Here is a 19,772-nt window from a genome sequence, read left to right as displayed (position 1 = left end):
GGCCGAGCGCGAGAGCCCATGGGGAGTTGGCGCTGGTATCGCGCCATAGCCTTGTGATAGACTCCCGCATCCTCTCAGACATGGCCCGTTTAAGACTGCTTGAACCGCAGTCGAAAGTGGCTCCGAGACGTTTCGTTTTCGGGTGTCGCTGAACATTCGGCCGAATCATTCAGGGTTGGCCTGAAGCGGTTTCGAGGCTGGCCTGGGTGATTTAACTTACAGAATTGACTGCCCATATCTCCAAGGAGGCGACGGTGGCGAATACCAAGCAGGCGCGTAAGCGCGCACGTCAGGCGGAAGAGCGCCGCCAGCACAACGCAAGTCAGCGTTCGATGGTGCGGACCTACATCAAGCGCGTGATCAAGGCCATTCAGGCTGGCGATCAGACGCAGGCGAACAGCGAATTCAAGGCCGCTCAGCCGGTCATCGATCGCATCGCCGACAAGGACGCCATGTCTAAGAAGAAGGCTGCGCGCATCAAGAGTCGCTTGAACAAGCGAATCAAGGCGCTGGCTGCCTAAGCCGGACGCGCTTGACGAGAAACCGGCTTCGGCCGGTTTTTTTGTATCTGCTCTTTCTGACGGCTTCTCAATGAGCGACCAGCACGGACCTGCGGACAATCCTCCGGATGATTCGGTAGCCGACGCGATGGCGGCGGATACGGCAACGCCCGTCTCTCGCGGCGGGCTGCTGCGTTCCGGCATGGTCGTCAGCACGATGACGCTGCTGTCACGCGTGCTGGGTCTGGCGAGAGACGTGGTGATCGCGGCGCTGCTGGGGGCCGGTAGCGGCGCCGATGCCTTCTTCGTGGCATTCAAGATTCCCAACTTCATGCGCCGGCTGTTTGCCGAGGGGGCCTTCAATCAGGCCTTCGTGCCGGTGCTGTCGGAGTACGCGACGCAGCGGACGCGGGCCGAGGTCCGTGAGCTGCTCGATGCGGTATCCGGCAGTCTCAGTGTGGTGCTGGCGCTGATCACCGCGCTGGCCATCGCCGCCGCGCCCTGGCTCGCCTGGCTGTTTGCGCCGGGTTTCCAGTCCGATCCGGGCAAGTTGGCGCTGACGACGGAAATGCTGCGGCTGACGTTTCCGTATCTGCTGTTGATCTCGTTGACGGCATTCGCCGGCAGCGTGCTCAACACCTGGGAGCGCTTCGCGATCCCGGCGTTCACCCCGGTATTGCTCAACGTCAGTCTGATCGGGGCGGCGCTGTGGCTGACACCCTGGATGCGCGATCCGGCGCTGGGTCTCGCCTGGGGCGTGCTGATTGCCGGCGCGGCGCAGCTGCTTTTCCAGCTGCCGTTCCTGGCCCGCCTGGGCCTGATGCCTCGGCCGCGAGCGCGCTTCAGGCATCCCGGCGTGCGGCGTATTCTGCGTTTGATGACGCCGGCGCTGTTCGGCGTCTCGGTCTCGCAGATCAACCTGCTGCTGGATACCGTGCTGGCCTCTTTTCTGGTCTCCGGCAGCGTCTCCTGGCTCTACTATTCCGATCGCCTGGTGGAGCTACCGCTTGGGGTGTTCGGCATCGCCATCGCCACGGTGATCCTGCCGGCGCTCTCCAAGCGTCATGCCGACGAGTCCCGGGACCATTTCGCGCGCATGCTCGACTGGGCGTTGAGAATGGTGCTGCTGATCGGGCTGCCGTCGGCGCTGGCACTGATTCTGCTGGCCGAACCGCTGCTGATCAGTCTGTTCCACTACGGGGCGATGACCGACCACGACGTGGTCATGGCATCCCGCAGCCTTCGGGCCTATGCACTGGGGTTGTTGGCGTTCATGCTGATCAAGGTATTAGCGCCGGGCTACTTCGCGCGGCAGGACACCAAGACGCCGGTCAAGATCGGCATCATCGCGATGTTCGCCAACATGGTCATGAATCTGGCGCTCATCGTGCCGCTGGCTCATGCCGGGCTGGCGCTGGCCACGGCGCTTTCGGCGTTTCTCAACGCCGGTCTGCTGGGGCTGGGCCTTCATCGGCAGGGCGTGCTGCGTTTCCAGCCGGGCTGGGGGCGTTACGCGGTGCAGGTCGTGGGGGGCTGCCTGCTGATGGGAGCCGGGCTGTGGTGGCTGTCGCCGGACTGGCACACCTGGGTCACCTGGAGCGCACCGCATCGCGCCGGCATGCTGATGGCTCTGGTAGTCGGCGGCGTCGCTATCTATTTTGGCTGGCTGGCGCTCAGCGGCATTCGGTTGCGGGATTTCCGCCTGCACGGCTGACACGAGCCGAAGCGCCTGAATGGCGGGACGAGCTCTTCGATGGTGGGATGCCCTCGTTGATGGAGGGACGCGCTCCTTGGTGATGGGAAGCGCCCTCTGGTTATAATGACGCCTTTTTATGCAGCAATGCGGTTCGCACTGTAACGGGAACAGACCCTATGGAACTGATCCGAGGCTTGCACAATCTGCCGACTGTCGCCGACGCCGCGCAGCGGCGGGCGTTGCCTGGCTGCGTGGCCACCATCGGCAACTTCGACGGCGTGCACCTGGGTCATCGGGCCATCCTGGAGCAGTTGCGCACGCTGTCCCGCGCAGCGGGGCTGCCAGTCACGGTGGTGATCTTCGAGCCCCAGCCACGGGAATACTTCGCGGGCGACCAGGCACCGCCGCGATTGACCCGGCTGCGCGACAAGGTTGCGCTGCTCAAGGCCCAGGGAGCCGATCGGATCCTGTGCCTGCCCTTCAACGACGCCTTGCGCAGTCTGACCGCGCGACAGTTCATCGAGCGGGTGTTGATCGAGGGCCTGCAGGTCAAGCATCTGGTCGTCGGTGACGATTTCCGCTTCGGCTGTGATCGCGCCGGAGATTTCACCCTGCTGCAGGCGGTCGGGCGCGAGCAGAATTTCGCCGTCGAGCATACGCGCACCTTCGTTCTCGACGACGAACGTGTTTCGAGTACGCGAGTGCGCACGCTGCTGGCCAGCGGCAACTTCTTTCAGGCCGCGCGCTTGCTGGGCCGCCCCTATGGCTACCAGGGGCGGGTCGTGCGCGATCGTCAGTTGGGGCGCACCATTGGTGTGCCGACCGCCAATATCCCGTTGACCTCGCGGCCCTTGGCCCTGCGTGGCGTGTTCGCCTGCGCCACCCGGTTGCCGGACGGCGAATGGGTGGCGGGTGTAGCCAACATCGGCTGGCGGCCCACGGTCGGTGCCGATCGGCCGATGCTCGAAGTGCACCTGCTGGATCGTGAAATCGACCTCTACGGTCAGTCGCTGACCGTCGTGCCCTGTGCACGACTGCGTGGCGAAACCAAGTTCGACGATTTCAGTGAGCTGGTCGCCCAGATCCATCGCGATCTCGACAGTGCCCGGCACTATTTTCGGCTAGCGCTATCGCCGACGCGCCGGCCGGCCGAATCTCTCGCCTCATCTTTGACCGAAGCCGAGACAGACGCGGCCGAGAGCGGGGGGCTTTGTGCCGCGACGATGCCGCAGGCGCGGTTCCCCCTCGCCTCGGCGCCATTGCCGCTGGATACCGCCGCCGCCGAACATCCGGGGCCGACATCCACCGATGCGCACGAATGACGCGGCCTAACGAGATAACCGGACGAGATAGCCGAACGATACAGTCTTGAACGGCCCTGACGGACACAGCCCTGAGTGGGCCAAAACAGCCTTGAGCGGACCCGAAAATCCATGAGCGACTACAAGCACACGTTGAATCTGCCATCGACCGACTTCCCCATGCGCGGCAATCTGCCGGCGCGGGAGCCGGGTCGAATTGCGCAGTGGAACGACATGAATCTCTACGCCAGGCTGCGGGAAGCGCGTCAGGGGCGAGAGCGGTTCGTCCTTCACGACGGCCCTCCGTATGCCAACGGCAGCATTCATATCGGTCACGCGGTCAACAAGCTGCTCAAGGACTTCATCGTCCGCTCGAAGAATCTGGCCGGCTTCGATGCTCCCTACGTGCCGGGCTGGGACTGCCATGGTCTGCCGATCGAACACAAGGTCGAGACCACTCACGGCAAGCATCTGCCGGCTGACGAGGCGCGGGCGCTGTGTCGTGAATATGCCGCGGCCCAGGTCGAGGTGCAGAAGGAAGGTTTCGTGCGTCTCGGCGTCCAGGGCGACTGGGACAACCCCTACCTGACCATGAACTTCGCCAACGAAGCCGGCGAGATCCGCGCGCTGGCCGAGATGGTCAAGGGCGGCTACGTGTTCAAGGGCCTGAAGCCGGTCAACTGGTGCTTCGACTGCGGCTCGGCGCTGGCCGAAGCGGAGGTCGAGTATCAGGACAAGCAGTCCGATGCCATCGATGTCGCCTTTCCCAGCGCCGACGATGCCAAGCTGGCGGCGGCGTTCGGTCTCGACTCGCTGACCAAGCCGGCAGCGGCGGTGATCTGGACCACCACGCCGTGGACCATCCCGGCCAATCAGGCGCTGAACGTTCATCCCGAATTCGTCTATGCGCTGGTCGATACCGGCGATCGCCTGCTGCTGCTGGCCGAAGAGCTGGTCGAGTCGTGCCTCGAACGCTTCGGCCTGCGCGGCGAGACCATGGCCACCGCGCCGGGCGCGAATCTTGAGCACATCGCCTTCCACCATCCGCTGGCCGGGCTCGATGCCGGCTTCGATCGGCTTTCGCCGGTCTATGTCGCGGATTACGTCGAGCTGGGTGCCGGTACCGGTATCGTCCATTCGGCGCCCGCCTATGGCGAAGACGACTTTTATACCTGCCGCCAGTACGGCATGAGTTTCGACGAGATTCTCAACCCGGTGCAGAGCAACGGCGTCTATGCCGCCGATCTGCCGCTGTTCGGCGGGCAGATGATCTGGAAGGCCAATCCGCAGATCGTCTCGGCGCTTTCCGACGCCGGCGCGCTGCCGGCCCACGAGAAGATCAACCACAGCTACATGCACTGCTGGCGCCACAAGTCACCGGTGATCTATCGCGCCACCGCCCAGTGGTTCGTGGGCATGGATCTCGAGGGCACCGATGGCAAGACGTTGCGCGACAAGGCGCTGGCCGGTGTCGATGCGACCGACTTCATCCCGGCCTGGGGCCAGGCGCGGCTGCACTCGATGATCGCCAATCGCCCGGACTGGTGCATCTCGCGTCAGCGCAACTGGGGCGTGCCGATCCCGTTCTTTCTCGACAAGGCCAGCGGAGAGCTGCATCCGCGCACGGTCGAATTGATGGAAACCGTCGCTCAGCGCGTCGAGCGCGACGGCATCGATGCCTGGTTCAAGCTCGATCCGAGCGAGCTACTGGGCGACGAGGCCGACGATTATGACAAGGTCACCGACACGCTCGACGTGTGGTTCGACTCGGGTACCACGCACTGGCATGTGTTGCGCGGCTCTCATGGCTCCGTTTTTCAAGGGCAGGGTCAGGAGCGGGGCCAGGAGCCGGTCGCGGATCTGTATCTGGAAGGTTCGGATCAGCACCGCGGCTGGTTCCACTCGTCGCTGCTGACCGGCTGCGCCATCGATGGCCACCCGCCGTACCGATCGCTGCTGACTCACGGTTTCACCGTCGACGAGAAGGGCCGCAAGATGTCCAAGTCATTGGGCAACGTGGTCGCGCCGCAGCAGGTGATGGACAAGCTGGGCGCCGACATCCTGCGGCTGTGGGTCGCCTCCACCGACTACTCCGGCGAGATGGCCGTCTCCGACGAGATCCTCAAGCGCACCGCCGACGTTTACCGCCGGATTCGCAACACCTCCCGCTTCCTGCTCGGCAACCTGACCGGCTTCGAGCCGAGCCGCGACGCCGTGGCCTTCGACGACATGCTGGCGCTGGATCGCTGGGCGGTGGATCGCGCCGCCGAGCTGCAGGGGCGTATTCAGAAAGCCTACAGCGACTATCGTTTCCGTGATGTCTACCAGCAGGTTCACGACTTCTGCGCGCGGGACATGGGCGGTTTCTACCTCGACATCATCAAGGATCGTCAGTACACCACCCAGCCTGACTCGCTGGCGCGGCGAAGCTGTCAGACCGCGCTGTATCATATCGTCGAGGCGCTCTCGCGCTGGATCGCGCCGATCCTGTCGTTCACCGCCGAGGAGATCTACGAGAACATTCCCGGCGAGCGCGGCGAGAGCGTGCATCTGGAAACCTATTACAACGGGCTGAGCCAACTGCCTGAAAATGCCGAGATGGGGCGGCAGTTCTGGGAGCAGGTGATCGCGGTCAAGCAGGCGGTCAACAAGCAGCTCGAGGACGCGCGTAACGCCGGCATCATCAAGGGCGCGCTGGATAGCGAAGTCACGCTCTACGTCGACGACTCGTTGAACGCGCTGCTGTCCCGGTTCGAGGACGAGCTGCGCTTCGTGCTGATCACCTCGGAGGCGACGCTCGCGCCGCTGGAGAAAGCGGGCGATGCCAGGGCCACCGAGCTCGAGGGTCTCAAGGTCGCGGTGCGCATGAGTCCGTACGAAAAAGACGAGCGCAGCTGGGAACGTCGTCCTGATGTGGGTGCGAATTCCGAGTACCCCACACTGTCGGCGCGCTCGATCGCCAATCTGCCTGACGGCCCGGGCGAGGTACGCCGCTTTGCCTGATTCCGCGCCTCATCACTCCGACCGGATGCATCGACCGCTACGCTGGCTGTGGCTGTCGCTGGCGGTCATCGTGCTCGACCTCGGGATCAAGGCGCTGGCCTCGGCCCATCTCGACTACGGCCGGCCGCTGGAAGTGCTGCCGATCTTCAATCTGACGCTGCTGCATAACACCGGCGCAGCATTCAGCTTTCTGGCCGAGCACGCGGGCTGGCAGCGCTGGCTGTTCGCGCTGATCGCCATCGGTGCCAGTATCGGCCTGACGGTGTGGCTGTCGAGACTGAAGCGCGGCGAGACGCTCACCGCGATCTCGCTGACGTTGGTCATCGGCGGCGCCATCGGCAACCTCTATGATCGGCTGGTGCACGGCTACGTGGTCGACTATCTGTCGTTCCATTGGGGCGATTGGTACTACCCGGCATTCAATCTGGCCGACACCGCGATCACGCTGGGCGCGGTCGGTCTGGTGTTGCAGTCGCTGTTCGAGTCGCGGCGGCCGAAAGCCTCTCCCGCCGGCCAGGACAAATCTTCTTCGGCTGATTCTTCTTCAGCTGATCAATCTTCTTCGACGGATTCTTCTTCGACCCGAGGTGACTCATGAGCGAGAACGGCCACCACGACGATCACGACTACCGCGTCGGCGACGGCATGGAAGTCACGCTGCACTTCACGGTGAAACTCGAGGACGGCGAAGTGGTCGATTCGACCCGTGACAAGCAGCCGGCCACGTTTCAGCTCGGCGACGGCAACCTGCCGCCGGGCTTCGAGGCGCCACTGAAAGGTATGGTCGCCGGCGATACCGGGGCCTACGAGATCACGCCGGAGCACGCCTTCGGTCAGCACAACCCGCAGAACGTGCAGCGTCTCTCCCGCGACAGCTTCGAAGAGGCGGTGGAGCCGGGCACGGTGATGTCGTTCGCCGACGCTGCCGGCGGCGAAGTGCCCGGCGTCATCGCCAGCGTCGACGAGCGACATGTCGAGGTCGACTTCAATCATCCGCTGGCAGGGCGTACCCTGACCTTCGAGGTGGAGATTCTGGCAGTGAAGCCGGCGACGACTCACTGAAATCCAGCTTCGTTTTCACCACCAGATTCGAGCGTATTAAGCGAGGTCGCCATGTCAAAGGTTCCCATGCAAATCAAGCTGGCCAATCCCCGCGGTTTCTGTGCCGGCGTCGACCGCGCCATCGACATCGTCAATCGTGCGCTCGACGTCTTCGGACCGCCCATCTACGTCCGCCACGAAGTCGTGCACAACCGCTTCGTGGTCGATTCGCTGCGCGAGCGCGGCGCGGTCTTCGTCGAAGAACTGCATGAAGTACCTGACGACGTCATCGTGATCTTTTCCGCGCATGGCGTTTCCCGTGCCGTGCAGCTGGAAGCCGAAAATCGCGGTCTCAAAATCTTCGATGCCACCTGCCCGCTGGTGACCAAGGTGCACATGGAAGTGCTGCGCTACGCCAAGCGCGGCCAGGAATGTGTTCTGATCGGTCATGCCGGGCATCCGGAGGTCGAGGGCACCATGGGGCGCTACGACGACAGCCACGGCGGCTCGATCTATCTGGTCGAGGATGAAGAGGACGTCGCCAGGCTACCGGTACGCGATCCTTCGCGACTGGCATTCGTTACCCAGACCACGCTGTCGATGGACGATACCGCCAAGGTGATCGCTGCGCTGCGCGAGCACTTTCCCCAGATACAGGGGCCGCGCAACGACGATATCTGCTATGCCACCCAGAATCGCCAGGATGCCGTGCGCGAACTGGCGGCAGACTCCCAGCTGGTGCTGGTGGTGGGTAGCGTCAACAGCTCCAATTCCAACCGGCTGCGCGAGCTCTCCGAACGCATCGGTACGCCGGCCTACCTGATCGACGACGCCGAACAGATCGAGCCGAGCTGGCTCGACGGCGTCGAGACCATCGGGATCACGGCGGGCGCCAGCGCCCCGGAAGTGCTGGTCAAGGGCGTCATCGACAAACTGCAGGCATTGGGCGCCAGCGTGCCGGAAGAGCTGTCCGGGCGCGCCGAAACCATCACCTTCTCCATGCCGCGCGAACTGCGTGAACGCGTGATTACCAGCGAAGTATGACGACCGCTAAATCTTCTTAGCTTAAAGCCGATATAGGGTAAACGAATGTAACTGGTCGGGTTGTCTCGGCCAGTTCACGAACCCTTATCGGCCGCTCCTGCTGCGGCTGCGAACCTGGTGCGGGGTCTCGCGTGTCCGCTGTCCCATCCCGACGTCTGATATCGAAGTCGAGCGAACGTCTGTCGATCCCTTGTGCCGGTTTTGGCAGGCATGAGCGCGGCGTCACATTGATCGAATCCCTGATTGCGCTGCTCGTCCTGAGCATTGCGCTGCTGGGCGTGGCCAGTCTGCAACTGTTCACGCAGAAAGAGGAGATCGACGCCCGCTGGCGCTCGATAGCCGTCGCCATGAGCGGCACGCTCATCGAGCAGCTGCGCATCGACCCGGTGGCGGTCGAAAAGCTCGCCATCAACGGCAACGCGCTCAGCGGTTGCGATGCGACCAATCAGTGGCTGTGCAACCTGATCGGAGATTGGCAATCGCAGGCAGAGGAACAGTTGCCCAATGTGGTCACGCAGTTGCAGATCGAAGGGCAGACCGATGACTTGATGATGGCCACCGTGTCGATCGTCTGGCAGCGTGTAGCCAGCGACTCACCCGTGACCGAATGCAGACCGCAGGACGGCACGCTGATCGACGGCGGCGGCTGTATCCGCGTGGAAACGGCGCTATGACGGGCTCGCCGACAGTCCGGGCTTTGCCACGCGCTCAAGCGGGTATCAGCTTGATCGAGCTGATGGTCGCCATGGTCATCGGCCTGATGCTGGTACTGATGGTGACCAGCTACCTGATTTCGAGCCGCCAGAGCTATCAGACCTCGATGGCCAACGTGGATGTGCAGGATGCCCGCCGCTTCGCGCTCAATGTCGTTCAGCAGCAGCTGTGGATGACGGGGTACAGCGACAGTTGGGAAGATTTCGATGTCACTTTCCCTGCCTATGACGGCTCGCACAGCGAAGTGCCGAATTTTGCGACGGCGCAACTCGTTGCTTCCACCGAAGACGATGATGTCTGGGTGCGCTACCGGGCGCCCGAGCTGACGAATCAGCCGTTGACCCACTGCGACGGTACGAACTTTGCGCGTAGCGCGACTGGCGATGACGACTCGATCGCCATGACGCGGCTCTATCTCGACGGCCATACCCTGCGCTGCAAGGTCTACTTCAGTGATGGAGGAGATCCCCACAACTCGCTGCCGCTGCTCAACGACGTCGACGCGTTGCAATGGCGCTATCTCGATGACTCGGATCAGTGGCAGGTACAATCCAGCGTGAAGGACTGGCACTCGATCAAGGCCATTCAGATGCAATTGATCCTGGCGTCGAGCGAATCCACCGGCAGTCGTTTCGAACAGCAGTTCACGTGGGGCGATGCCACCGTCAGCTTCGACGACGGCAAGGCTCGTTCGCTGGTCAGTCTGACGACAACGTTGCGTAATCTGCCGGAGGCCGCCCAGTGACTCGATCCGGTCCCCCCCAAGGTAATCAACGCGGCGCAGCGCTACTGATAACGCTGATACTGGTTGCGTTGATTTCGCTGCTGGCATTCGGCGCCAGTCAGGCAACGCGAACGCAGCAACAGCTCGCGACCAACGAAGCCGCAAGTCAGATCGCCTTTCAAGGCGCTGAAGCTGGGCTGCGTGCGGCAGAGCAAGAGATCGCCGAGGCGGATGATCTGGCGCTGTTCTGTAATACGGGGAGCTCGCGCTACGCGATTACTACTGAAACGGAACTGTTCAACGATGACCACTGGAAATCGCTGGAAGCCGCCGAATCAGAGGCTTTTCACGGTGCAGCGGTGGGCTTCTCGCTGCATGACAGTGCTAGCGGCGATTTCATGCGCGCGCCGAGATATCTGGTCGGGTGCATCGATGCCAATCTGGTAAATAGCTATCTGGGCTCCGAGTCTGCAGAGGTCGGTAAGAATACCGTTACTCTGGAGCCTCGTTACTTCTTCCGCGTCTTCAGTATCGGTTTTGGTCCTGGTGGCACGATGCGAAAGCGACTGGAGGCTCGGTATGTCTTCTAGATCATGGCTGTTGGGATTCACTCTGAGCCTGTTGATACCGTCGGCGATGGCCGCCGACGAGCTTGCCCACGTTATCCCGCCTGGTACGCAGACCGATGCCAAGCCTCGCAGCATGATCGTGATGTCCAATGATCACCAATGGTTCGCCAAAGCCTACAGCGATTGGTCCGATATCGACGGTGACGGCATTATCGATACGACCTACAAGGAGAGTATCGAGTACTACGGCTATTTCGACAGTCAAGGATGCTACCAATACGACGATGGCCTGGCCGGTGGTGCGTTCGAGCGCGTCGGCGACGCTTCCAGCGAGAGTTACGCCTGTACGGGAAACAAGTCGTGGAGCGGAAATCTGTTGAATTGGGCGACGATGTCTCGCATCGATGTGATCCGCAAAGCACTCTACGGTGGCAAGCGTTATCGAGACAACACGACGGAATCGACGATTCTCGAACGTGCTTTCCTGCCGATGGACAAACACAGCTTCAGCAAGATACTGACAGACCAGAGCGTCATCAATCGCAACACGCCCTTCAATGGCGATACGTTGACGTTCTGCAACACTACCTACCATCCGCGGGAATACATATTTTCCGGTAGTGTCACGTCCGATAAATCCCCGCCTTTAATTCGCGTAGCAACGGGCAACGAGTCGCGCGACAAGATTGGCTGGCCTCGATGGGGAAATACCGAAACATGGCAATGCCCGTGGCGTGACGAAAGGAGCAACTGGAGCGATTTTCCTTATCGAGACGATGCCGGGTCTTTCGAGTATCGGGCCCGGGTCGCCGTTTGCGACGATCCGGTTGGAGAAGACCGGGAAGACTGCCGTCGTTATCCGGGATCCGCGTATGCGAAGCCGACTGGCCTGTTGCATCGGTATGCCGGGGACATAGAGTTCGGTCTTTTTACCGGGTCTTATCAAAACAACAAGAGGGGTGGAGTACTACGTGCCAATTTTGCCGATTTTGACCGCGAGATAGCCGATACGGGTATTTTCAATTATCACGACCCCGATTTTGGAGTTAACCACAATGGCGGGATACAAAGCGGTATCGTCAGCAACCTGGACGCGCTGAGGATCGCTCGATACAGCTACGAGCGTGGCTTTTATGATCACAACCCCGGGGGTGATGAATGTCCCTACGGCCGCACAGGTCCTTTTGCCAACGGGAAATGCTCCAATTGGGGGAATCCGCTGGCAGAAATCGGTCTGGAATCACTCCGGTATATCGCCGGAGAGCCCCTGCCAACCAACGATTTTTCCGTCGGTGAGGGTGATGTCGAAGAGAAATTCATCGCCGGATTGACCTCGCCAAAATGGAGTAATTCGACCAACGACAAATGGTGTGCAGTCAATTCGATGCTACTGATCAATGGCAGCGAAATTTCCTATGACAGTGACGATCTCGATCAAGCCAATGCCAGTCTGGTCAGTGCCTCCGGTATTACGTCGGAGACCGATGCCATTGGACGCGCAGAAGGGCTCGGCGGTCGATACTTCGTTGGCCAGACCGCCGCGAGCGCGGGTACGGGAACGGACAAGTACTGCACGGCCAAGACCATCGGTGGCTTGAGCAATGTCAGAGGCATCTGCCCGACAGCGCCCGGTCTCGAGGGGAGTTACAACATTGCCGGTCTGGCCAAATTCGCTCATGACCACACCGTGATCCGGAGTGGGGATGGGAGGGCAGGACGCAAGATCGATACCTACGCCGTGCAGTTAGCGTCGAATGTGCCCGTCGTCACGATTCCGGGCCAGGGGGTCTCGATCATTCCGGCGTGCGTCAATACGCAGAAGATTGATCCAGCCAGCGGCAGTGCGGGCCCGCCAGGCGTCAAGGGGCGTTGCGCTATCGTCGACTTCCAGGTCAGCCAGGCCGCCGATGGTCAAAGCGGCTACTTCGATGCGACCTGGGAGGATTCGGAAGCCGGCGGGGACTACGACCTCGATGTCAAAGTGCGTATCAATTACGACGTCGAAGGTGAGCGGCTCCACATGACGACGAGGATTCTCCAGGCAGCGGCGTCGGAGACACTGGGATTGGGCTATGTACTTAGTGGGACCAACGGCAGATACGGTGTCGAGTCTCGGGCCGGACAGATCGTGGTTAACGATAGCGATGGCTTCAACGTTCACCAGGGAATCAACCAGTACTGGAATGACTACCCAGAATCGATGTGTCCCAGATCGGCGCCATGCAGTAGCTGGGATGCGTCGTCAGCGGCCTATCGTATTGGTGGCAGCGGTCAGGGCCAGTCGCTGCGACCGCCGCTCTTTTACGCGGCGAAGTATGGCAACGCGGCGGGGGCCGACGCTTACTTCGAGGTCAATCGTATCGGCGATCTGGCCGGTCAGCTTCAAGCACTGCTGGACGATGTGATTGCGAGTCGTAGCCGCTCGGGCGCAGGTGGTGCGATGGGATACGAAGGGGATATCGACGGCAGCCTGTTCCAAACGTTCTACAACTACGACAACGATACGGGATGGGCTGGGGACGTGCGCCAATTCAAGGTGGATGATGACGGCCGGGTAACTTCCGGCTGGTCCGCGCAGGACCGATTGTCCGCCAACCCGGGAGATCGGCAGTTGATCTTCCGGAACACCGGCGGCCGGGGTGTCGAATTCTCCGAATCCACTCTCATGGCCGACGGTACGTTGGACAGAGCGCAAATCACTGCGCTAGTCGCTCATTATGACAAGGGGAAACTGGGAGATATCGTGGGTTCGACGCCAGCCTTGGCCGGTGTACCGAATACCTATTACGTGCCTGAAGACAATGACGTTTCCTACACCGATTTCCGAACGCAATACCGGAACCGCAATGCCATGCTTTATGTCGGCGGCAACGACGGGATGCTGCATGCTTTCGACGCCAAGACCGGCCGAGAGCGTTTCGGGTACATTCCGGGCCTGTTGCTTTCCCAGCTTCCAGAGCTGATCGATTCAGATTACCAGCATCGGTATTATGTGGATGGCAGTGCGACAGTGTTGGACGTTCGTGGTGACAGCGGAAATTGGCAGTCGCTTTTGGCCATTGGGTTGGGGAGCGGTGGAGCGGGATTGTTCACGCTTGATGTCACGAATCCGGCCAGCTTTTCGGCAGCCAATGCCGGTGCCATCGCGCACTGGGAGTATGGGCCGCAAGACGATATCGCCGCATTTGGCGGCCCCGCACAGATTGGGCATATCTACGACAAGCCCAACATCGTGCAACTGGAGAATGGTCGCTTCGCTGTCGTGGTCGGCAATGGCTATCAAAACGCTGCAGGCAAGGCCAGTCTCTACCTGCTTTACGCGCAAGGCCCCGGTGACGAGCCATGGCAGGCCAAACGCGATGTGGAGCGTTTGGTGCCGAGCAGTCAGACTGCCGGTGGCAACGGGATGATGGCAGTATCGATGGTCGATATCGACGGTAACGGTCGCGTCGATCACGCTTATGGCGCCGATTTTCGGGGCAGTATCTGGCGTTTCGATCTATCCGCCGATACCGTTTGGCGTGCACCGGACAAACCGATTTTCACGTCAAATCCAGGTCAGGTGCTGACATCCCCGCTCGAGATCGCTCGTCATCCTCAGGGCGGTGTCATGCTCTTCTTTGGCACGGGCGCCAGACCGGAGAGCGGGGTCGATACGTCTCGCGCCAGCGATAGTTTTTATGCCGTTCGTGACAACCCGCTAACCTCGTCGGCGCTCATCGAGACTCTGACGCCCAAGCAATTGGGGGCGCCCCGCATTCTCTCGGGACCCGAGCAGGCCACGGACGGTACCGGGGTACCAATTCGATATCTGGAAACGGTCTCTCAGGATAGCTACCCCGAAAATGGGTGGTGGCTGGACTTCGGAGGTTCCGAACGGGCTATCAGTGGGGTGACTGTTCGAGGAAATCGCGTGCTCTTCACGACTCTCATCCCCGGGTCAGGCACCTGCGACGCGATCGATTCCGGCTATCTCTACGAAATGAATGCGTGGTTCGGTAGTGCTTTTGCATTTCCGGTTCTCGACATTAACGACGATGGCGAAGTTGATGCCAAGGATGTGTATGTCGATGACGATCTTCGGCGAGTGCCGGTGGCGCGTATGACCAGCCAAGCGATGCAGCTGCCCCATGTGATGGTCAGCGATGATGGCAGCAAGGAGTTCAAGATCGGTGTGGATGCACTGGGAGGCCAGCAGGTCGTTGCAGAATCCCCGCTCAATCGACTGCGCCTTGGCCGCGTCACCTGGCGAGTTCTGGAGTAATTGATGACCCATTCGAAGCAACGCGGTTTTACCCTGATCGAGCTGATGATCGCGGTGGTGATCGTCGGCATTCTTGCCGCTATCGCGATCCCGAGTTATCTCCGTTACGTCGAGCGGGCGCAGGCGCGAGATGCTCAGGCGGCCATACAGTCGTTGGCACTGGCACTGGAGCGGCGCTACTCGCAGGCCTATCGCTACGGAGAGGACACGGACGGTGGTGTCCCACCGTCGGATCGCGATCTCTCGCCCAGCCAGTCGCCGGAGAGTGGCGATGCGAAGTACGACCTGAAGCTGACCATCGACGATAATGGCCAGGCCTACATTCTTCAGGCGAGTCGCGCAGATGGCAGAACCAGCGGAGCGTGTGATGCGATGAGCCTCGACAGCCAGGGCAAGCGTTCACCCGCGCCGGGTATTTGCGATTAAGCCCGGTCCCGACTGGCTTTGAGGGGTTGTCCGGCGCTAGGTTTCCGACTCGTCGTCCGCGTCACTGTCGGTATCATCCACCGGTTCGGTACGGATGCGCGCGAAGTGCACCACGATCTTGGTCCCGCCTGCCGTCAACGCAGGATTGGTCAGAATGAAGGTGCCTGCCTTGCGGTCGCGAGTGAAGCCGAGCGGGGTGTACCCCAAGCCTTGCGAGAAGCTGCCGGGGTCGACGCTGACCTGACTGCCGCTGGGCTGACTGACCACGATCAGTCGCTCATTGTCGTCGAGCGTCTTGTCGCCATTGCTATCGATGAACAACAGCAACGAACGATTCCATTGCCCATTGTCGCTGCAGCTCGCGCCATCCTGAGAGGGGCAGAGCCAGGTCGACTGCCCGCTGCTGGCGGCTTCTTGGCGCGCCCGCCGGAGCAATTGCCAGACCCGTTCCACTTCGCTATCCAGCGTCATGCGCGCATTCAGGTTCGCCAATCCCGGTGCGGCCCAGCTCGCCAGGATGCCCATGACTACCACGCAGATCATCAGCTCGATCAAGGTGAAGCCTCGCTGTGGTTGGCGTCTCGAAGCGCAGCGATCAGTGCCAGTTTGCGAAGCTGAAGAGCAAGAAACCATTGCGGAGCCCGGGTTGTGGACGAATGATAGAATCGTCCTTTTGTCAGGATATCGACAGCATGCAGGATTTCTTGATCGTGGGCGGCGGGGTCATCGGCATGATGACGGCGTTGCAACTGGCCGATGCCGGTCATTCGGTGGCGCTGGTCGAGCGCGGCCAGTGTGGTCGCGAGGCCTCCTGGGCAGGTGGCGGTATCGTCTCGCCGCTCTACCCTTGGCGGTATTCCCAAGCGATCTCGGCGTTGTCCAGCTGGTCCGAGGGCCGCTACCCTGAGCTGGCCGGCCGGCTGCTCGAGGAAACCGGTATCGACCCCGAATATCGTCAGAAAGGCCTGCTCTACCTCCGCGTCGAGGATGTCGATGCCGCGCTCGCCTGGGCGCGAGAGGTCGCCAAACCGCTGGCACGTATCGATGCTGAAACGCTTTATGCCAAGGAGCCCAACGCGGCACCGGGTTTCGATGGCGCGCTATGGATGCCGACGCTCGGCAGCATTCGCAATCCGCGGTTGGGGCAGGCGCTTAGGGCGCGACTGTTGCAGATGCCGAATGTGAGCCTGCATGAGGATTGCGAAGTCTCGGCGCTGATTCGCGAGGGCGATGCCATTCGAGGCGTTGCCACGTCACAGGGTGCGATCCGCGCCGGGCAGACGGTTGTCTGTGCCGGCGCCTGGTCACGAGCGCTGCTGGCAGAGATTGGCGTCGAGCTGGCGGTTCGGCCGGTCAAGGGCCAGATGATCCTGTTCAAGGCCCCACCGGGGCTGGTCGAACGGGTCGTGCTCAAGGATGGGCGTTACGTGATTCCCCGCGGAGACGGTCGGGTACTGGCGGGGTCGACGCTCGAGGAAGTGGGCTTCGACAAGCAGACGACCGAGCAGGCTTACGCCTCGTTGCACGAAAGCGCACTCTCCATCGTCCCGGCGCTGGCCGAGTGTCCGGTAGAGCATCACTGGGCGGGCCTGCGTCCGGGCTCGCCGGACGGCATACCGATGATCGGTGCCGTGCCCGGCTTCGAGCGCCTCTATGTCAACGCCGGCCACTATCGCAATGGTCTGGTGCTGGCGCCGGCCGCTACCCGGCTGCTGGTCGACCAACTGATCGGCTGCGAGCCTATCGTCGATCCTCGACCCTACCGACCCTTAGGCTGAACCGAGCGGTGCGTTCAGCGCCGTCGGATTTTGCCTCTGCGCATGGCATGCGCGAAAATGGACGACAGCCAACGAGGCGCTCGAGCGCCGCATCTGTCTGGAGACGAGTTTACTCATGCAAGATCTGACCCTGGTGATGGCGCAGCTGGACCCGATGGTGGGGGATATCGCCGGTAACGCCGCCACGGCGATCGAGGCCGTGCGCGAAGCCCGCATCGAACATGGTGCGGACGTGGTCGTGTTCAGCGAGCTGTTCCTGACCGGCTATCCGCCGGAGGATCTGCTGCTGCGCGGCGCGATGGAATCGCGCCTGCAGGAAGCGCTGGCGGAGATGGCGCGCAAGATCGACAAGATCGCACCGGAGACACTGGTCATCGTGGGTTATCCCGGCATGCGAGACGGTCAGCGTCGCAATCTGGCGGGCATACTGCTGGGCGGTCAATGGCGCGGCGAGTACGCCAAACAGGCCCTACCCAACTATCAGGTCTTCGACGAGGACCGATATTTCGAGTCGGGGGAAGAGCCGCTGGTGATCGAGCATCAGGGCGCGCGACTCGGCATCCTGATCTGCGAGGATCTCTGGGATGGGGCGCCGGTGCGGCAATCGGCCGAAGCCGGGGCGGATATTCTGGTGACGCTGAACGCCTCGCCGTTTCATCTCGACAAGCCTGCCGAGCGCGAACGCCTGTTTGCTGAGCGCGCGCGGGAGGTGGACAAGCCGCTGGTCTACGTCAACGCGATCGGCGGCCAGGACGAACTGGTATTCGACGGGGGATCACTGGTGCTCGATGCGGCAGGCGAAGTCGCCGTGCGCGCGCCGTTCTGGCAGGTCGGGCTAATGCCGGTGCGCTTTACCCGTGAGGCGGACGGCTGGACTCCCGCCGCCGGCGAGCGCGAGCCGCTGCTCGATGCCGAGGAAAATCTCTACTGCGCGCTGGTGACCGGGCTGCGCGACTACGTCAACAAGAGCGGTTTCAAGGGCGTGGTGATGGGGCTTTCCGGCGGTATCGACTCGTCGCTGTCGCTGGCCATCGCGGTAGACGCGCTGGGGCCGGAGCGGGTCCATGCGGTGATGATGCCGTATCACTATACCGCCGAGATCTCCCAGGCCGATGCCGCCGAGCAGGCCAAGATGCTCGGCGTCGGTTACGAGGTCATGCCGATTGCGCCGGTGGTCGAAGCCTTCACCGCAACGCTGGCCCAGAGCTTCGAGGGATTGGTAGCGGACACCACCGAGGAGAATCTGCAGTCGCGGGTGCGCGGCGTGCTGCTGATGGCGATCTCCAACAAGAAGGGGCTGATGGTTCAGACCACCGGCAACAAGAGCGAGATGGCAGTGGGCTACGCAACGCTCTACGGCGATATGGTCGGGGGCTACAACGCGCTCAAGGATGTCTACAAGACCTGGGTCTATCGGCTGGCCAACTGGCGCAACGCCCAGGATCCTGCGATCCCCGAGCGCGTGATCACGCGGCCGCCCTCTGCCGAGCTGGCGCCGGACCAGCAGGATAGCGACTCGCTGCCTGGCTACGACGTGCTGGACGCGATTCTCGAGCGTTATATCGAAGGCGACATGAGCGCCGAGGCGATCATCGAAGCGGGCTTCGAGCGCGACGACGTCTACCAGGTGGTCAAGCTGGTCGATCGCAACGAGTACAAGCGGCGTCAGGCGCCGGTCGGCGTGAGAGTGACTCTGCGCGGCTTCGGCCGCGACCGCCGCTATCCCATCGTCAACGGCTGGCAGCCGGGGAGCTAGATTTCTCCTGCGTTGGAGCCAACGAAGAGCGCCGCTTGCCTTGTCAGCAAGCGGCGCTTTCGATTTTAAGCTCGTAGCTCGTAGCTCGTAGCTTCAGCCCTTGAGCGTCAGCGGCGGATCGACGTTGACGTGCTTGGGCACGAAGGTATCGCCGTCGAGCTGGCTATTGTCGGGATCGTTGTGAATCAACGTCTGCAGCACGGTCTGGGCGCGGTCGCGCATATTGAGGCCGAGATAGCCTTCGACCATGACGGCCAGCGCGTCGCGGGTTGCCTCGGCCTTCGGGTAGTGCTCGATGACCCAGCGTCCGCGCTCGACGGCCGCGACGTAGGCGCCCTTGCGTAGATAGAAGTCGGCCACCTGCAGCTCATGGCGCGCCAGAACGTTGCGCAGATAGATGACGCGCTGACGGGCATCCGGCGCGTAGGCGCTGTCGGGGAAGCGACGCACCAGTTCGCCGAAGTCGACGTAGGCATCCCTGGACGCGCCCAGATCGCGCTTGGAAATATCGATCAGCGCCAGGCTCTCGAGACTGAAGCGCCCTGCCTGGTAGGCCCCGAGACCGCGCATGTAGTAGGCGTAGTCGACCTGGGGATGATCCGGATGGAGGCGGATGAAACGGCTGGCGGCAGCGCGAGTCTGTTCCCAGTCCTCGACCTCGTAGTAGGCGTAGATCAGTTCGAGCTGGGCCTGTTCGGCATAACGTCCGAACGGGAAGCGCGTATCGAGGGCTTCCAGCTGTTTGACGGCAGTCGTGTAACGGCCGGCATCGAGGGAGCTCTGGGCCTGCTGGTAAAGATCCTGTTCCTGCAGGTCGGGGGCAGGCTCGTTGCTGGCGCAGCCAGCGAGCAGGGTGCCTACCACCAACATGGCGGCCAGAGCGGAACATCGCGCAGAAAATCGCATCATCATCCTCGTATCAACCATTCCTTGGCGGCCGTGCTAGAATCCGCCGA

Annotated in this window: 15 protein-coding genes and 1 pseudogene; 14 read left to right on the top strand and 2 right to left on the bottom strand. The window is 62.0% G+C overall.

The genetic code is table 11. From position 1 onward, the window contains the following. Positions 1-254 precede the first annotated feature (254 nt). The 12 genes and pseudogenes from rpsT to ACUN9V_RS17285 all read left to right on the top strand — a co-directional run bounded on the left by rpsT (position 255) and on the right by ACUN9V_RS17285 (position 15,282). The gene (gene rpsT, locus ACUN9V_RS17340; RefSeq protein ID WP_075561351.1) at positions 255-521 is read left to right on the top strand and encodes a 30S ribosomal protein S20; all 267 of its coding nucleotides are present in this window, start codon (positions 255-257) and stop codon (positions 519-521) included. Between the two features lie 127 nt (positions 522-648). Then, positions 649-2,214 (top strand): murein biosynthesis integral membrane protein MurJ, encoded by a 1,566-nt coding sequence (gene murJ / locus ACUN9V_RS17335; RefSeq protein WP_245392194.1) that lies wholly within the window; start codon positions 649-651, stop codon positions 2,212-2,214. Positions 2,215-2,372: 158 nt separating this feature from the next. Further along, complete coding sequence (gene ribF, locus ACUN9V_RS17330; protein WP_445512309.1) at positions 2,373-3,518, top strand: bifunctional riboflavin kinase/FAD synthetase; 1,146 nt, start codon at positions 2,373-2,375, stop codon at positions 3,516-3,518. A gap of 111 nt (positions 3,519-3,629) precedes the next feature. After that, complete coding sequence (gene ileS / locus ACUN9V_RS17325; protein WP_445512308.1) at positions 3,630-6,500, top strand: isoleucine--tRNA ligase; 2,871 nt, start codon at positions 3,630-3,632, stop codon at positions 6,498-6,500. Next, entirely contained in the window at positions 6,493-7,098 is a 606-nt protein-coding gene (lspA, locus tag ACUN9V_RS17320; protein WP_445512307.1) for a signal peptidase II, read from the top strand. The genes ileS and lspA overlap by 8 nt, the downstream gene beginning before the upstream one ends. Beyond that, entirely contained in the window at positions 7,095-7,562 is a 468-nt protein-coding gene (fkpB, locus tag ACUN9V_RS17315; RefSeq protein ID WP_075561355.1) for an FKBP-type peptidyl-prolyl cis-trans isomerase, read from the top strand. Before lspA ends, fkpB begins: the two co-directional genes overlap by 4 nt. Positions 7,563-7,613: 51 nt before the next feature. Further along, positions 7,614-8,585, top strand: a complete 972-nt coding sequence (ispH, locus tag ACUN9V_RS17310) for a 4-hydroxy-3-methylbut-2-enyl diphosphate reductase (RefSeq protein ID WP_110692396.1) — start codon at positions 7,614-7,616, stop codon at positions 8,583-8,585. 131 nt (positions 8,586-8,716) lie between these two features. Then, positions 8,717-9,259 (top strand): type IV pilus modification PilV family protein, encoded by a 543-nt coding sequence (locus ACUN9V_RS17305; protein ID WP_445512306.1) that lies wholly within the window; start codon positions 8,717-8,719, stop codon positions 9,257-9,259. Next, positions 9,256-10,044, top strand: coding sequence for a PilW family protein (locus tag ACUN9V_RS17300; RefSeq protein WP_445512305.1), 789 nt, complete (start codon positions 9,256-9,258; stop codon positions 10,042-10,044). Before ACUN9V_RS17305 ends, ACUN9V_RS17300 begins: the two co-directional genes overlap by 4 nt. Then, positions 10,041-10,613, top strand: a complete 573-nt coding sequence (locus tag ACUN9V_RS17295) for a pilus assembly PilX family protein (protein ID WP_445512304.1) — start codon at positions 10,041-10,043, stop codon at positions 10,611-10,613. Before ACUN9V_RS17300 ends, ACUN9V_RS17295 begins: the two co-directional genes overlap by 4 nt. After that, positions 10,603-14,145: pseudogene (locus tag ACUN9V_RS17290) on the top strand (pilus assembly protein); the annotation flags it as partial. The gene ACUN9V_RS17295 and the pseudogene ACUN9V_RS17290, both read left to right, overlap by 11 nt. 714 nt (positions 14,146-14,859) lie before the next feature. Continuing rightward, positions 14,860-15,282, top strand: coding sequence for a type IV pilin protein (locus tag ACUN9V_RS17285; RefSeq protein WP_445512303.1), 423 nt, complete (start codon positions 14,860-14,862; stop codon positions 15,280-15,282). Between the two features lie 36 nt (positions 15,283-15,318). Here ACUN9V_RS17285 and ACUN9V_RS17280 read toward each other — a convergent pair whose 3' ends face one another. Continuing rightward, on the bottom strand, positions 15,319-15,915 hold the full coding sequence (locus ACUN9V_RS17280; RefSeq protein WP_445512302.1) for a GspH/FimT family pseudopilin: 597 nt from the start codon (positions 15,913-15,915) through the stop codon (positions 15,319-15,321). A gap of 59 nt (positions 15,916-15,974) precedes the next feature. Between ACUN9V_RS17280 and thiO the strand changes: the two genes are divergently transcribed. Continuing rightward, complete coding sequence (thiO, locus tag ACUN9V_RS17275) at positions 15,975-17,060, top strand: glycine oxidase ThiO (RefSeq protein WP_445512301.1); 1,086 nt, start codon at positions 15,975-15,977, stop codon at positions 17,058-17,060. 115 nt (positions 17,061-17,175) lie between these two features. After that, a complete protein-coding gene (locus ACUN9V_RS17270) occupies positions 17,176-18,816 on the top strand; it encodes an NAD+ synthase (protein ID WP_445512300.1) in 1,641 nt (546 codons plus the stop codon). Between the two features lie 93 nt (positions 18,817-18,909). Here ACUN9V_RS17270 and ACUN9V_RS17265 read toward each other — a convergent pair whose 3' ends face one another. Then, entirely contained in the window at positions 18,910-19,722 is an 813-nt protein-coding gene (locus tag ACUN9V_RS17265) for an outer membrane protein assembly factor BamD (RefSeq protein ID WP_445512334.1), read from the bottom strand. Positions 19,723-19,772: the final 50 nt, after the last annotated feature.

The organism is Salinicola sp. V024, from assembly GCF_052645315.1.
The sequence above is the reverse complement of the archived record's forward strand: the minus strand, read 5'-3'. Positions and strand labels throughout refer to the sequence as shown.